This window comes from Candidatus Falkowbacteria bacterium, from assembly GCA_016699775.1.
GTDB lineage: Bacteria > Patescibacteriota > Patescibacteriia > Patescibacteriales > Patescibacteriaceae > Patescibacterium > Patescibacterium danicum.
The window spans coordinates 191,226-205,630 of the sequence record CP065010.1; the positions used below are offsets into that span (position 1 = coordinate 191,226).

Genomic DNA, 14,405 nt, shown 5'->3' on the forward strand with positions numbered 1-14,405 from the left:
ACCCGCGTTGGGTTTATTTTTTTTGGCTAATATTAAATATTTTTTAGTTTTCTTATGCAATTACAGATTTATTAAATTGTTCCCCTCTGTCTTTATAGTTCTTAAATAGGCCAAAACTGGCACAGGCAGGGGACATAAGAATAACATCACCAGGAGTAGCCTGCTTTCGAGCTTGAGTTATAGCCTCATTCATACTCCCAGCTATCTTTATATTACTAGGATTATATTTTGTTTTGTTTAAAGCAGTCACTAGTTTTTTCAATGCTGTGCCTTTAAACAAAATAACTGCTTTAGTTTTTTGTTTAATGATTCTCGCGAGTTGATTAAAGTCAGAACCTTTATCAGCCCCTCCAGCAATGAGGATAATCGGACTTTGAAAAGCTTTAAGAGCTGTGATGGTTGCTGATGGCGTAGTGGCAAAACTGTCATTATAGTAGGCTACTCTATTTTTTTCAGTAATTTTTTCTAGTCGATATGGTAAACCTTTGAAATCTTTAACTGCTTGGTTAATAATTTTTTCAGAAATTTTTATAGCTTTAGCCACTGCAACGGCTGAAGCAATATTTTCTTTGTTATGATCTCCGGGTAGTTTTGATGGTAAAGTTGATGTAGTAAAAAATATTTTTTTTGCTTTTATATTATTTTTAATTTTATTTTGTAATTTTTTGTTTATGATAGCAATATCATTCTTTCCTTGAAAGCGAAGGAGGTTTAGTTTTGACTGCCAGTAATGATGTAAAGAAGGATGATAGTTTGGATTATTTTTGTCTGCAGGAGCAAGGTGTTCAGGTGAGAAATTTGTTAGCACAGAAATATGAGTACTTGAAGTTGTATCTTCAAGTTGAAAACTGGAAAGTTCTAAAATAACCCAATCAGATTTTTTTATTTTATGAATAAAACTAAAAGGCGCGACGCCAATATTTCCAGCAAGCCAAACTCGCTTACCTGCTTTTTTTATAATAGCCTCAACTAAATTTGAAGTTGTGCCTTTGCCTTTAGTGCCAGTTACGCCAATAATATTTTTTGTTGGACAAAGATCTAAAAACAATTGCATAGCTGAGGTAATTTTTGTTCCAGCTTGTTTTAATTGTTTTCGGAGAAGAGGAGAAAAAAATGCTCCTGGAGATTTCAGAACTAAGCTATAGTTTTTTAACTGATTAAAATTGGGCTTACTAATTATCCAGTTAATATGTTTCCATTTTTTCAAAGCGGGGTAGTGTTTTTCCATTTCCTGACGACTTTGAAAAGCAAAAATTGTGATTGGAAATGTATAGCCTTTTGAATAGAGAAAATTAAGTAAGGCAAAATTTTCTGAACCCAGTCCAACCACTACAATTTTTTCTTTAGCTAGTTCAGTAATTTTCATACCGGTTTCATATCAACCCAATTTTCACCATGTTTGGCATCAACCGTAATTGGGACTGAAAGTTTAATGACATTTTCCATTATCTTTTTTATTTTTGGTACTATTTCTTTAATAATTTTTGGGTCAGCTTCAAAGACTAATTCGTCGTGTACCTGCAAGAGAAGTGATAATTTTTCTTTATATTCAGCGTCAATAAATTTCTTTATTTCTATCATGGCAAGCTTAATTAAATCAGCGGCCGTCCCTTGAATTGGGGCATTAATCGCCATTCGTTCAGCAGATTTCCTAATCATCATATTAGAAGCATTGATTTCTTCTAAGTATCGTTTTCGGCCAAAGAGAGTTTCTACGTATCCATTTTTACGCGCCTTGGTTAAAGTTGTATCAATATATTGTTTTACCCTTCCATATGCTGCAAAATAATCTTCAATAAAAGCTTGTGCCTCACTATAAGAAATGTCAGCAGTTTGGGCTAAGCCATGTGGTCCTTGGCCATATAAAATTCCAAAGTTAATCGCTTTGGCATGGCGGCGCATATCTGGTGTAACTTTTGCAATTGGAATATTAGCAATAGTTGCAGCAGTAGCGGCATGAATATCTTCTTTGTTTTTAAATGCTTTAATTAATCCAGGATCTTTTGAAAGATGAGCGGCTAAACGTAGTTCAATTTGTGAATAATCAAAGCTAATTAATTCACATCCTTTTTTCGCAATAAAAGCGGCACGTATCTTTCTTCCAAGTTCTGTACGAATTGGAATATTTTGTAAGTTTGGATCTATGGAAGATAGACGACCAGTGGCGGCAATGGTTTGATTAAAAGAAGTATGGATTCGTCCTGTGACTGGATTAATTAATTCTGGGAGAGTTCTGACATAGGTTGAAGCTAGTTTTGTAACTTCACGATATTCAATAATTAAATCAATAATTTTATGCTTACCTTTTAGTTTTACTAATTCATCAGCACCAGTTGAAATTCCAGTTTTAGTTTTTGATAATCCCGCTGAAGAAATTTCTAAATCTGTGAAGAGAATTTCTTGTAATTGTTTTGGTGAAGAAATATTAAATTCTTTACCGCATATTTTCCACGCCTCTTTTTGAATAGAAGCTATTTTTTGATCTAACTCTTTTTCTAATTTTTTTAAATAGGTAGTATTGAGGCAAATTCCGGAAAACTCCATATCAATCAAACAATCAATCAAAGGAATTTCAATAGTGTCTAATAATTTTTTTAAATTATTTTTTACTAACTCTTTTTCCAAAACTTCCCACAGTCGCAACGTAATGTCGGCATCTTCAGAGGCATAATTGCCAAGCTTTTCAACTGGTACAGCAGAGTAGGAAAGTTTGCCTTTACCTGTGCCTAGTAAATCATCACCAGATATTTTTTCAAAGTTAAGCCAACGTAAAGCAAGATTATCAAGACTATACTGACGATTGCCTGGGTTAAGGATATAAGCCGCAATCATTGTATCAAAATCAAGACCAGCCACAGTAATTCCAAATTGTTTTAAAATTTTTATATCAAACTTGGCATTATGACCAATTTTTTTTATTTCTGGTTTTTCTAGAATTGGCTTTAGTTTTAATAGCCAGGGATGTAATTTTGAAGTTGTATCTTTATTTTGCCAATTAAATAAATCACCTCCGCCCTTGCGAGCATTAAGTGATAGTTGTTTTACTGATAGAAAATAGGCTTCGCCTTGCTTCCAACTAAAACTTAATCCCAAGAGATCTGATGTAAAGGCATCAAGGTCGCTTGTTTCTGTATCAAAAGCAAAACGCTTTTGTTTCGTTAGTTTTTTTAAGAAAGTTTCAAAGGCTTTGTCAGTGGTAATTACTTCATAGGTAAAATCAGAAGTGTTGCGAGTAAATTTATCTTCTGCTCGGGCAGTAGCAAGCAAGGCTGCTGCTTTTTTATCAGCCACTCCGGTTTGGATTAAACGGGGGAGTAATGATTTAAATTCTAGCTCATTAAAAAGTTTTGTAGCTTTTTCTCGATCAAAACCTCCAAAGTGTAATGTTTGTGGATCAAAGGGAAAATCAACATCACGGTGAATAGTCGCAAGATCATGACTCATTAAGGCGTCATCTTTATATTCAATTAATAATTCACGAATACGGTCTTTAATTTTGACTGAATTAATATTTTTATACAGATTTTTAACTGTTGAAAATTCTTGTAATAATTCCACAGCGGTTTTTTCGCCAATTCCTTTTACGCCCGGAATATTATCACTTGGATCACCACGTAAGGCTTTGTATTCAATGATCTGATCTGGGTTTAAGCCATATTTAGCAACTACTTGTTTGGCGTCATATAAAATACTGTCATTTAAACCGCGACTCATGGTATAAACTTTGGTATAGTCATTTACTAATTGCAGAGTATCCATATCGCCCGTGACAATAATATTTTCTGCTTTGCCGTCCATCTTTGTTACAATCGTTCCAATGACATCATCAGCTTCACACCCGGAAATTTGAAAAACAGGAATATCGAGAATTTCTGCAACTTCACGAGCGCGTGGGATTTGAGCATATAATTCGGGCGCAGCTTTTACACGAGTAGCTTTATATTTATCATAGGTCTCATGCCGAAAGGTTGGGCCCTTCATATCAAGAGCTAAAGCCACCATCTCAGGCTTGAATTCTTTGATCGCACGAAGCAAAAAAGAGGTAAAGCCATAGACGGCATTTACCACCTCACCTTTGCTTGTTTTCATTGTTACAGGCAAGGCATGAAAACTTCGATGGATAAGGGCATTTCCATCAAAAATTAGGAGTTTTGGAAGCTTTTTGGCAGGCATAGTATTGCTATAGTATAGCATGCCCAAGAAGGCCATAAAAGCCAACCAAGGCCTGTTTGAGGCCTTGGGGATTGGTTACATAATGAGGTATGGCTTTGATAGAATTGGCACTATTCTAACTTATTATGCCAGAGCATTAATTCTATTTTTCTCTTGTTTTTGAAGGTTAGATGATGCTTAACTGGGTAGCCTTTACTAGCGCTATTACTGATTGCTTGATTTTGGCCAATATAAAAACCAATATGTTTATGACCGTGATTTTTTGCTGGAGGGGTTTCTTCGGCCCAGACAATAATACAGCCAAGACGAGGTTTAGAAATTTTTTTCCAGCCGGCTTTTTTTAAAGCAATAACGGTACCAGTAACTGTAGCGTGGATTTCTGGAATGAGTTTATGAATCATTAATAATGATGAGACAAATATGGCGCAGGCAACTCGCCCGTTCTCTAAAATATCTTTTTTCCGACCATTAACTGTGGCGTAGATATTTTTAAAGGTGCGGTTTCCAAGACTGTTATTTATTCTGGCTAAATAGGTTTCAAAGAAAAGTAGTTTAATTTTTTGAGAGGGCATAGTTTTTTGTGATTTAAATATTTTTAGTAGTAGAGAGGAAGGGGAAAGTAGAGATTTTTTTATTCTAATCAATTTTTGATAAAGGAAAGAAAAAAACCATTCTCAATTTCCAAAAACTTCTTGTAATTTAGTTCTAGTTTGGGGACCAACTACACCAAATCCAGGATCATTTTTTGAGCTAATTACTTTATATTTAATTTGAAATGCTTGGACAGCTTTTTCAGTGAGCGAACCAAAAAATCCGGTTACTAATTTTTCAGGATATATTTCTGGATGAGTTGAAAGAAGTTTTTGTAATTGGCGAACGTCATCATTTTGCATACCTTTGGATAGAAGACTTGAGAAAGCAGTTGGACGAGAAGCAGTTGGCGGTTTTATGGTAGGGGGTTGAGGGTTGTGCATCGAAGCGTTTATTAGTTGTCGCGTTAGTGGTCCAAGAAAACCTTTTTCTTTAATTATTCCAGGAATTTTATTCTTATTTGCTTCTTGAAATTTGATAAGAGTAGATGCAGTGAGTGAACCGAAATAATCAGTTTCTTTTCCAGGAGATCCAACTCCCTTAGAAGCTAATTTAAATCCGTTACGATTGAGAAATTGTTGTAATATCTTAACTTGGCTATCTTTTGCACTAAGACGTAAATCTTTGGTAAAAGTTAGAAGTGGTTTTGTTGGTTCGGGCGTGGTCGTTAAATGTATGCTGGTTGATATAATCTCAGAAGCAACACCGTATTCAGTATAAAATTTTACATAAATTATATAGTCTCCATCTGGACAGCTTACATTATTATTTATTTCGTTTGAATTTGGGCAAAGATCAATTTCTTTAGTAGGTGAGTAATTTTCTTGATTGATATTGATAAAATTATTGGTCAAGGAAATCGCCATTTTTTTAACATCTGATCCTGCATTGAAGTCTAACTTTACAATTCTATTGGTAGTAGTATTTTTTTCGGAATTAGCTAATACTTTAAAACCTCCAACCGGGACGATTGGTGGTAATGAGCATTGATAACAAGTAGTTCCACCACTTACATTTTGAGGGGTTGATGCTGCTGAGCCAAAGACACCAAAAGTTGTGAAGTGATCAGTGGTGCAGGTTATGGTATTGGCTACTGAGTTAATTGTGCAACTATTTAAGGATTCCCAAGAAGTATCATTCCAGAAGTAGAGTGCAAGAGTTGTTTCATCTAAGCCATTGATTTCATTAGTTGTATAACTGATTGTTAGCGTTAGTAGTTCGTCAAAGGTAGTTAATGTTGTGTTAACGCCAGATAGAGCTGACAAATCGTAGGTATGAGATCCAGCTACTGTTTTTCCGGAAGGACTACCGGTCGTTAATAGCAGCGTATTAGTGCTTAATTGTTTAATTTGAAAGACTGCATCATCAATACCAGTTTTGAAACTTGCAGGTACATTGAGAGAAAAATTAGCTGTACCAGATTCAAGATTAACAATAGCTCCTGTGGCTGTGGTCACGGTGTTTGAAATAATTTCGCTAACTGTTGTATTACCAGTACAGCCAGTGGTGGTGAAGGTATTATTTGATCCAGTAGCTAAGTTTGCTGAAGCGTCATTAGACTTAACTCGGTAATTATATGTTGTACAAGTAACTAGATTGTTTATTGTTATGGAATGTGAAGTGACTCTTGGATCTGTGTCAGTTTCTACTGTTGATGTGCCGTAAGAATTGGTTAATCCGTAATCCACAATACTTGATGATGATTCATCTGTGGTCCAGGTGATAGTAACCGAGGTAGTACTCGGTGTTGCTACTACTGCGGAGATAGATGGAGCTGTTCCATCGGTTGTGGTTGCAGTAGTTGATACAGTATTACCGGTTCCAGTAGCACTTGTGGTGCTAACACGAAAATCATAAGCAGTAGAACCGGAAAGACCGGTCACAGTGGCCGAAGTGCTCGTTGATGTTCCATCAGAAAATGTTGACCATGAATTGGCAGCACTTGTTTTATATTCAATTAGATAATCAGTGATAGCTGATCCACCATTTGATACTGGCGCTGTCCAAGAAAGTGCCACTGAAGTACTTGCTGGGGTGGCTGTTAGTGAAGTAGGTTTCCCAGGATATATTAAACCCAAAGAATTTTTGGTGGTTGTTGCCATGCTGGAAGCAACAGTTTTTAATCCGGCATAACTCCAGTGGTTGGTATCACGTAAGGCTGCGCCGGTTGAATCAACTACATATACATTTGCTTCTTCATAAGCAATATCACTCATAATTGCATTGTATGTAGCATAACCGGATTGGTTAGTCATTGATTGAAATTGAGTCATGATAATAATTGCTCCAGGCAAATCATTTTTTATCTTATTGATATGAGCAACCATGGCACTTTTCCAGGTAGTTAAAGCGGTTCCGGAGATTGCATCATTAATACCTAAGCTCATCCAGACAACCCATTTTCTATCCGCATCAAGTTGAGTTTTGGCTGCTGCGGTTCTTTGCAAAAATTTTGTCCAATAAGTTTGTCCTACATCCCATTGAGAAACTTGCGATCCACCGTGACCAGTTTTGACAAGATAAACTTGTTCATTGTCAGGGAAAGCATGAGCTTCAGTGGAATTTGCTAGTTGTAATTCAAAACCATGACTAGTATCATAGTATCCACCAAGGCCATCGTGATCACGTAAATTATTTGTTCCAATATCAAGATTTTCAAAGCCAAATAAACCTGAGGTTAAATTCATTATTTGAACAGCTGAGCGCGAGGCGACTTCACCGGCTGTAGCGTCAGAGTTTAAGCCAATACCTCCGGAATTACTTTCACCGGTAATAACAAAAGCTAGAGTATCAATAGCGCTTGGTGTTGCTGAGCTTGTAGTGGAAGGTGTTCCATTCCCTGCACTATTTGTTGCGCTTACGCGAAAGTCATACGCTAGATCATTAGTCAGGCCAGTGACAACTGTTTTAGTGTTTTGTGATGTGCCATCTGAAAAGGTTGTCCAGGAGTCACTGGATGAAAGTTTATATTCAATTAGATAATCAGTAATAGCCGTATACCCTGAGCTACTTGGTATATCCCAATTTAATAACACTTGTTTATTCATACCAGAACTTGAAAGGCCGGTTACTTGTCCGGGAGTTACGGCTGTGGTTTTTGTTCCATAGACTAACACGTCATCAAAAGTACTTGCAGCTGCTGAATTCTGTAAAAAAATAGGTTTATCATTTACGACTACAGCGGTATTATGTGTGCATTGTAGAACATCATTTTTATATACTTCAAAACCACCGGAAATAATTTTCATTTTATAAGTAGCTCCTGACGTAGTTGTTCCACAAGAACTTTGTTCAGAAGTTAGTCCGTCCCATGATAATGCTAGAACGTTTGCACCATGTGCTGCATAGAGTAAATAGGCTTTAGAAGAAGCTACACCAAAAGCATAATCACCATATCCGATAAGTGGGTTTGAAACAGTATTCATTACCGCGGAAATTTCTAAAGATGAGGCGGAAAAACTATCTTGTGATTGCAGGACAGTGCTTCCCCATAAACTATTAGTATAACTATCAGCAATTGATAGGGTTCCGTTTTGTAAAACTTTTCCAGCTAATCCACCACGCCCCGTTGGATCAATTTCTAGCCACTTAGTTGTATTAAGTGTTGTTCCGGCAAAATTATCAGTTAGTTGAATTCCTAAAATACTTGGTGTAATAGCGTTGGAAGCAGAAGAGGGAACCGAAGTACCGATTGCATTGGTAGCCGTAACAGTAAAAGTATATTCTACGCCATTTGTTAAACCAGTAACTGTAAGTGGGGAGCCGGCACCGGTACTGGTGAGGCCTCCAGGTGAGGATGTAGCGGTATAGCTTGTTATAGCAGATCCTCCGTTATCGGCTGGGGCGGAGAAAGCTACTATAGCTTCAGTATTTCCGGCTATTGCTGTACCAATTGTTGGTGCATCAGGAACTGTTGGAGCCCCCGGGGTTTTTGTTGCTATATTACTGGCTGAACTTGTACCAAAGGCATTCACTGCTTTAACTCGAAAATCATAACTAAGATCGTTAGTTAATCCTGTTACTGTCGCGGTAGTTCCTGTGGAAGTGCCATCAGCAAAAGTTGTCCAAGTGGTTGGCTCTGAACTTAATTTGTATTCAACTAAATAGTCTGTAATAGCAGAACCCCCGTTGTCGGCTGGGGCAGTCCAACTTAGAGAAATTAAGGTGTTGCCTTTTGATGCGCCTAAGTCAGTTGGGGCATCTGGAGCGGTTGGTCCTGCAACAGCAATTCCCCATTTCACAGATAAATAATTCTCTACAATAGCTCGATCGGTGATGTCTAGAGTTGTACTGTAAACAATTATTTCTGCAATATCACCATCCCAGTAACGTCCACCTCCATTAATCATACCAATAGCAGAGGTAGTATTTGTTGAGTTAAGAGGAAGCTCAAATGCACCAATCCAAAACTCATTTAACGGAGCAAAGTTATGGCCACTTGATCCTGCAATTAGAGTTCCGTTTCTATAGGCACTTGAATAATTACTTGTGGCTGAAGCTAGTTTTGTAGTGCCATCAACACCGTTTACAATATGTCCATTATTTGGTGAAGTTCCCGTAAAATCTCCGATGATGCCCGGGTAGTTACTAAAAGTAGTGTCATCAGATTTTGCTACAACAAATATTGTTCGATAGTTTATAGAACTATTAATATTTAAATAATCATCATCACCATCAAACCGTAATATCGAGCGACCATTTTGAATACTTGAAACAAGAGTTGGACGGACAGAATCTGAAGCAGTAGCATTTTTGTCATTACCACTTTTGTCATTTACTTGAGAAACGATGCCTGAGGATTCAGTTATTGAACTCGCATCAGAACCATCAAGCCACAAAGCGATGTTATCAATTGTAAGAGGAATTGCTTGTCCTGGAGTTCCATTGGCGGTTGAGCTTGGAGTACTTGTGCCAATGGCATTAATGGCACTGACTCGAAAATTATAGATAAGATCATTAGTAAGTCCGGTTACGGTGGTTGATGTTGAGGTTGATGTCCCATCATTAAATGTTGACCAGGTTGTTGGTTCAGAATTTAGTTTATACTCAACAAGGTAATCCGTAATTGCCGAACCGCCATTGGAAACCGGAGCAGTCCACGATAAACTAACTTGAGTGTTTCCGGATACGCCGGAAAGACCTGTTGGAGCACCGGGGGCAGTAGGAGCTGTGGGGGTAGTAGTAGCGGTTGAGCTTGGAGTGCTTGTGCCAATGGCATTAATGGCACTGACTCGAAAATTATATGAAGAACCATTACTTAAACTGGTAACCGTTGCCGTAGTATTAGTTGAAGTTCCATCGGCAAAAGTTGTCCACGTAGTTGGTTCAGAGGCAAGTTTATATTCCACTAGATAATCTGTAATAGCACTGCCACCATTACTGACTGGTGCTGTCCATGACAAACTAACTTGGGTATTCCCGGCAGTTGGAGTAAGTCCAGTTGGTGCTCCGGGAGCTGTTGGGGCAGCAGAATTACCTACCACGAGCACATCATCAAAAACACTAGCCGCCACTGAAGATTGTAAAAATATTTTTTCATCATCAATTGAAACAGCAGTATTTTGGGTGCACTGTAAAACATCGTTTTTATAAACCTCTAGACCGCCAGAAATTATTTTAATTTTATAGGTTGCCCCATCAGTAAATGTCCCACAACTAAAATTACTATCCACTAGAGCACCATTATTCCAAACTAATACATATATAGTTGTAGCGACCATATCTAATATATACGCTTTAGTACCGGCACTTTGAAAATTATAGTCGCCATAACCAAGCAGTTGATCTGAATTATTTGTCATTACAGATGAAATCTCAAGAGCATCAGAATCAAATGTATCCGCTGAGATTAAAGCATTAATTCCCCATACACTTCCGACGTAGCCGTTTGCCGTCGTTAATGTTCCATTTTGTTGAATATTTCCAGAAGTTCCACCACTGCCGGCTGTGTCAATTTCCTGCCATTTATTTGTATCAATAGTTGTTCCAGTGAAATCATCACTTAACAAAGTGGCTGCTTGAATTTCTTGAGGTGGTAGAATAAAAATGCTAGCACAAAATATTGCTAATACTGATATAATCTTAATTTTTCTGTAGTAATTTCGTTTAATCTTTTTCATAAGTGCTGGTTATTTTTCTAACTGTTCCTAACTCAAAATGGTGAAGCTTTTTGGTGAGATTTGAATTGGAGATTACGAAGCGTAATTCCTTAAATCATAGTTTGAGCTCTTAATTCTTTAATTTGTTTGAAGCTCTTGATACTCCGATTATTTTATTTATAAAATAAGCGTTGAAACTTAGAATTAACCAAAAGTAAGTTAAATAATTCAAAGAGAAGCTACAAAAATAGTTAAAGAGGCTATAATTCAAATATACCCACATTTTATCATAAAATATAAAGAAACCCAAGTATTTAATGGGTATATGTAAATTAAGGAGATTCGTGATTTTGAAGAATTATTTAAAAAAAGAACTCACTTTATTTAATAAAATGAGTTCTTATAAATGATCGGTGATTGATATAGCTGGTTAGTAGTTTATCCATTCTGGCTTTTAACCAATAAGCACCTGACAGAGTTGCGTAGAGGTAGATGTGTGTTCTTTTATGAATGCCACATAGATATCTTAATAATGGGGATGTTTTTTGTCATATTCTTCTGCATCGTATTTAGCATAATGTTCAGCTACTTCATCTAGGGTTAGTTTACGACCATTTATTTCTTCTACCCTTTTTATATATTTAGGGTTTGAAATTATTTCGAGTTGCCCTTTTACGTAATTCTCCATCATTTCTTTTTTACCCATAAAATTAGTGATTATTTATAATATCCTAATATTATCATATTAAATGGGCGCTGTTAATATCATATTTTTTTAATTCACTTTTACCCTAGTTCAATAAGTAAGTGCAACACTCCGGAATTATTGGAGTATATGGTATATGATTTTTTTAATTAAAGAGGGAGTAATCATTCTAAAATATCGTTAAGAAATTATTTTTATAAAAAAACAGGCAAACATTATAACATATTGCCTGAGTAGGGAAAATGACTGCTATTTAAAAAGCAATCATTTCTTCGGATCTATGCACAAAATGGCCAATCGCTTCAGTCGAGGAAACTCCTATTAAGATATCTCTATAGTTCTCCTTGACATCAGCAACAAATTTTTCAGCTTTTAAGTCATATCTAACAAATAAATCTACTTGTAATATATGACCATTATCATGGCCCTTGTATTTTGCAAAAATTGTGTCATCTTTTCTGTGATAGTAAATAAAAAAGAGAAAATCTTTTATTTTAGTCTGTAATTCATCAAGTTTCTCTTTTATTTTTTTATCAATTTCATTTAATTCTTTCGCTTTTTCTTCTAATTTTTCCTGGGTTTCCATAATAACCTTCCATTAGTTTTGATTTTTAAAAATCGATCTTGTGGACCTGAAGGGATTCGAACCCTTGACCTCCTGCTTGCAAAGCAGGCATTCTAACCAGCTGAACTACAGGCCCAAGAATAAATTCAAAACTACAAAACTTTAAAATGTAAAACTACAAAACTACAAAATTATGAAACAGTAAAATACTAAAATCTAAAACAATAAAATGAAAAACTATTTTTATATTTTCTTGTTTTAAATTTTTTTTGTTTTTATTGAGGCACACTATATTTAAGAAGTGGGGACAAGATCCAACTCATAAAACCTTGAATCAATCCGGTCATTGCCAAGATACCAAGTAAGGCAATTGTGATTCCGAGTAGTTTATACCCTAATCGTGAACCACCGGCACTACCAAGTTTTGTCTCAAAAAACTCACTGCGACCAAACATTTCCAAAACTTTATCAGATTTGATTGTGATAATGGCACCAACGGCCAGCATCACCAAACCAATAATAAATACCATATATGTTTTGCGTTTATAATTTAGTCCTTAATAATATAGCCTATTATCGAACATAATTCAATGGGTTATATTGACGGCCATTAATAAGCACTTCAAAGTGTAAATGGGAGCCCGTAGAGCGTCCTGTTGAGCCCATAGCCCCAATATATTGCCCCTTTGAGACCTTTTGACCTACATTGACACTGAAGGCGGAAAGGTGAGCATAACGAGTTTGTTTTCCACCACTATGAGAAATAACAATTTGATTTCCATAACCACCACGATTCCAACCTACAACAGTAACCGTCCCTGAATCAGCGGCATAGATTGGTGTTCCGGTTTTATTAGCCACATCAAGACCACTATGTCGCCACGAATAGTATTGCGTAATGCGATGGCCAGATGTTGGCCAAGCCATTCGATCTCCAGCTGGTATAACAGCTGATGAAGGACCAGGAATTAGTTTTTTTATACCACTTAAGCTGGCTGTAGTTTTGGAACCAATTCGTCCAGAGCTTGTTTGAGCAATAATTTTATTTCCACCGGGAATAATTAATTTTGCACCAATGCGAAGTTGGTTAGCGTTAGCGATTCCATTTAAGCTCATTATTCTATTTGCTTCAACGCCATAGAGACTGGCAATCTGACCAAGAGTTTGTCCGCTGCTAACAGTGTGTGATACTCCACTTGAAGGCAGAATAATTAAACGATCTCCAGGTTGAATGACACTGGCGACGGTTAAATTATTTTCCCAGAGAATTGTATTAGCAGTGATATTAAAACGTCGAGCAATGCCACTAATTGTATCTCCATTTTGAACAGTGTAGGTGATTGGTGCATTTCGAGCTACTTGTGGTTGTCCGGTTGGTGATTCAGTGCTTGGTTTATTGTTGGTGAAAAGATCAAATGGAACTTGCAACATTGTTAAAGCTTTTTCTTGTGGTTTACGCCAGCGGGCAATTTCTGGATTTGGGTAATCTTCAATAAACTGATCAAAGTCACCACTATCTTCAGAGACAAATTTAGATAATAATGTCTTTCCAACAATTTCGTCTGATGATAGTGTGGTTGATTTAGTTGTGATGTTAAAATAGGTTAAGACAATTGATAATAAAATAAAAAGAACATGTAAAACATATTTACTACTAATCAGTGTTCCAAATCTTCGACTGGTCTTTGTGGAGGCAGAAATTTTTCTGTTGGCCAAGGCGTATAAACGATATCCAGGGATAATAATAACCTTAAAAATAGCTGTTCCAATAAAGCCCACAGGAACAAATACCGCTTTAACAAAAAAAGCGGTTAGAAACCTCTTTGCGTAAATTATTATTTTGAGTGCGAATAGCAGTATTGAAACGGCAATCCGCTTAATAGACATGCTAATACGGGTAACTTACAAAGTTCTTTAAAACCTTTTAAAAATACCATATATAGGGCCTAGAGTCAATGAGAAGAATTGTTAGTGCTTACTTTTTTTGTTAGGTGTTTCTTTCTTTGAAAGCAGAGTTACAAGCTTCCCAACACCACTAACAATGAATGATAGGTAGGAGGCGCTACTGTTAAATTTTTCTTTAATCATCGTAATTAAGTCATCAATTGCATTAAGTTTTTTCTTAAACTGGTTTATCATTTCATAGATTTGTTTTGAGGCAGCTATGGCATAATACATCATCCAAGCAAAGAAAATTGTTAACCATAAAATACAAAAAGCAAGTACTAGAAAAAAGATATCTTGGCTCGTAGAAATAAAGTTCATATATTTT

General features: G+C 36.3%; 9 protein-coding genes and 1 tRNA gene. All 10 read right to left on the reverse strand.

The genetic code is table 11. The annotated features are described in order from the left end of the window. Positions 1–52: 52 nt before the first annotated feature. On the reverse strand, positions 53–1,366 hold the full coding sequence (locus tag IPN41_01025; GenBank protein ID QQS60548.1) for a UDP-N-acetylmuramoyl-L-alanine--D-glutamate ligase: 1,314 nt from the start codon (positions 1,364–1,366) through the stop codon (positions 53–55). Then, the gene (gene polA / locus IPN41_01030) at positions 1,363–4,173 is read right to left on the reverse strand and encodes a DNA polymerase I (protein ID QQS60549.1); all 2,811 of its coding nucleotides are present in this window, start codon (positions 4,171–4,173) and stop codon (positions 1,363–1,365) included. Before polA ends, IPN41_01025 begins: the two co-directional genes overlap by 4 nt. Before the next feature lie 110 nt (positions 4,174–4,283). Next, positions 4,284–4,745: a hypothetical protein gene (locus tag IPN41_01035; GenBank protein QQS60550.1), complete on the reverse strand. Its 462-nt coding sequence runs from the start codon at positions 4,743–4,745 to the stop codon at positions 4,284–4,286. A gap of 102 nt (positions 4,746–4,847) precedes the next feature. Beyond that, on the reverse strand, positions 4,848–10,883 hold the full coding sequence (locus IPN41_01040) for a fibronectin type III domain-containing protein (GenBank protein ID QQS60551.1): 6,036 nt from the start codon (positions 10,881–10,883) through the stop codon (positions 4,848–4,850). Positions 10,884–11,388: 505 nt separating this feature from the next. Then, positions 11,389–11,568, reverse strand: a complete 180-nt coding sequence (locus IPN41_01045; GenBank protein QQS60552.1) for a hypothetical protein — start codon at positions 11,566–11,568, stop codon at positions 11,389–11,391. Between the two features lie 253 nt (positions 11,569–11,821). Further along, positions 11,822–12,154 carry a hypothetical protein gene (locus tag IPN41_01050; protein ID QQS60553.1) on the reverse strand — a complete coding sequence of 111 codons (333 nt, stop codon included), beginning with the start codon at positions 12,152–12,154 and terminating at the stop codon, positions 11,822–11,824. 41 nt (positions 12,155–12,195) lie between these two features. Next, positions 12,196–12,269: transfer RNA gene (locus IPN41_01055), tRNA-Ala, on the reverse strand. A 139-nt stretch (positions 12,270–12,408) separates the two neighbouring features. Beyond that, complete coding sequence (locus IPN41_01060) at positions 12,409–12,663, reverse strand: hypothetical protein (protein QQS60554.1); 255 nt, start codon at positions 12,661–12,663, stop codon at positions 12,409–12,411. A gap of 43 nt (positions 12,664–12,706) precedes the next feature. Next, entirely contained in the window at positions 12,707–14,020 is a 1,314-nt protein-coding gene (locus IPN41_01065; protein QQS60555.1) for a M23 family metallopeptidase, read from the reverse strand. Between the two features lie 81 nt (positions 14,021–14,101). After that, the gene (locus tag IPN41_01070; GenBank protein QQS60556.1) at positions 14,102–14,398 is read right to left on the reverse strand and encodes a hypothetical protein; all 297 of its coding nucleotides are present in this window, start codon (positions 14,396–14,398) and stop codon (positions 14,102–14,104) included. Positions 14,399–14,405 lie beyond the last annotated feature (7 nt).

Bases quoted from the DNA above. Each gene is read 5' to 3' on its own strand.
- IPN41_01025 (QQS60548.1), bottom strand. From the start codon at position 1,366: ATGAAAATTACTGAACTAGCTAAAGAAAAAATTGTAGTGGTTGGACTG.
- polA (QQS60549.1), bottom strand. From the start codon at position 4,173: ATGCCTGCCAAAAAGCTTCCAAAACTCCTAATTTTTGATGGAAATGCC.
- IPN41_01035 (QQS60550.1), bottom strand. From the start codon at position 4,745: ATGCCCTCTCAAAAAATTAAACTACTTTTCTTTGAAACCTATTTAGCC.
- IPN41_01040 (QQS60551.1), bottom strand. From the start codon at position 10,883: ATGAAAAAGATTAAACGAAATTACTACAGAAAAATTAAGATTATATCA.
- IPN41_01045 (QQS60552.1), bottom strand. From the start codon at position 11,568: ATGGGTAAAAAAGAAATGATGGAGAATTACGTAAAAGGGCAACTCGAA.
- IPN41_01050 (QQS60553.1), bottom strand. From the start codon at position 12,154: ATGGAAACCCAGGAAAAATTAGAAGAAAAAGCGAAAGAATTAAATGAA.
- IPN41_01060 (QQS60554.1), bottom strand. From the start codon at position 12,663: ATGGTATTTATTATTGGTTTGGTGATGCTGGCCGTTGGTGCCATTATC.
- IPN41_01065 (QQS60555.1), bottom strand. From the start codon at position 14,020: ATGTCTATTAAGCGGATTGCCGTTTCAATACTGCTATTCGCACTCAAA.
- IPN41_01070 (QQS60556.1), bottom strand. From the start codon at position 14,398: ATGAACTTTATTTCTACGAGCCAAGATATCTTTTTTCTAGTACTTGCT.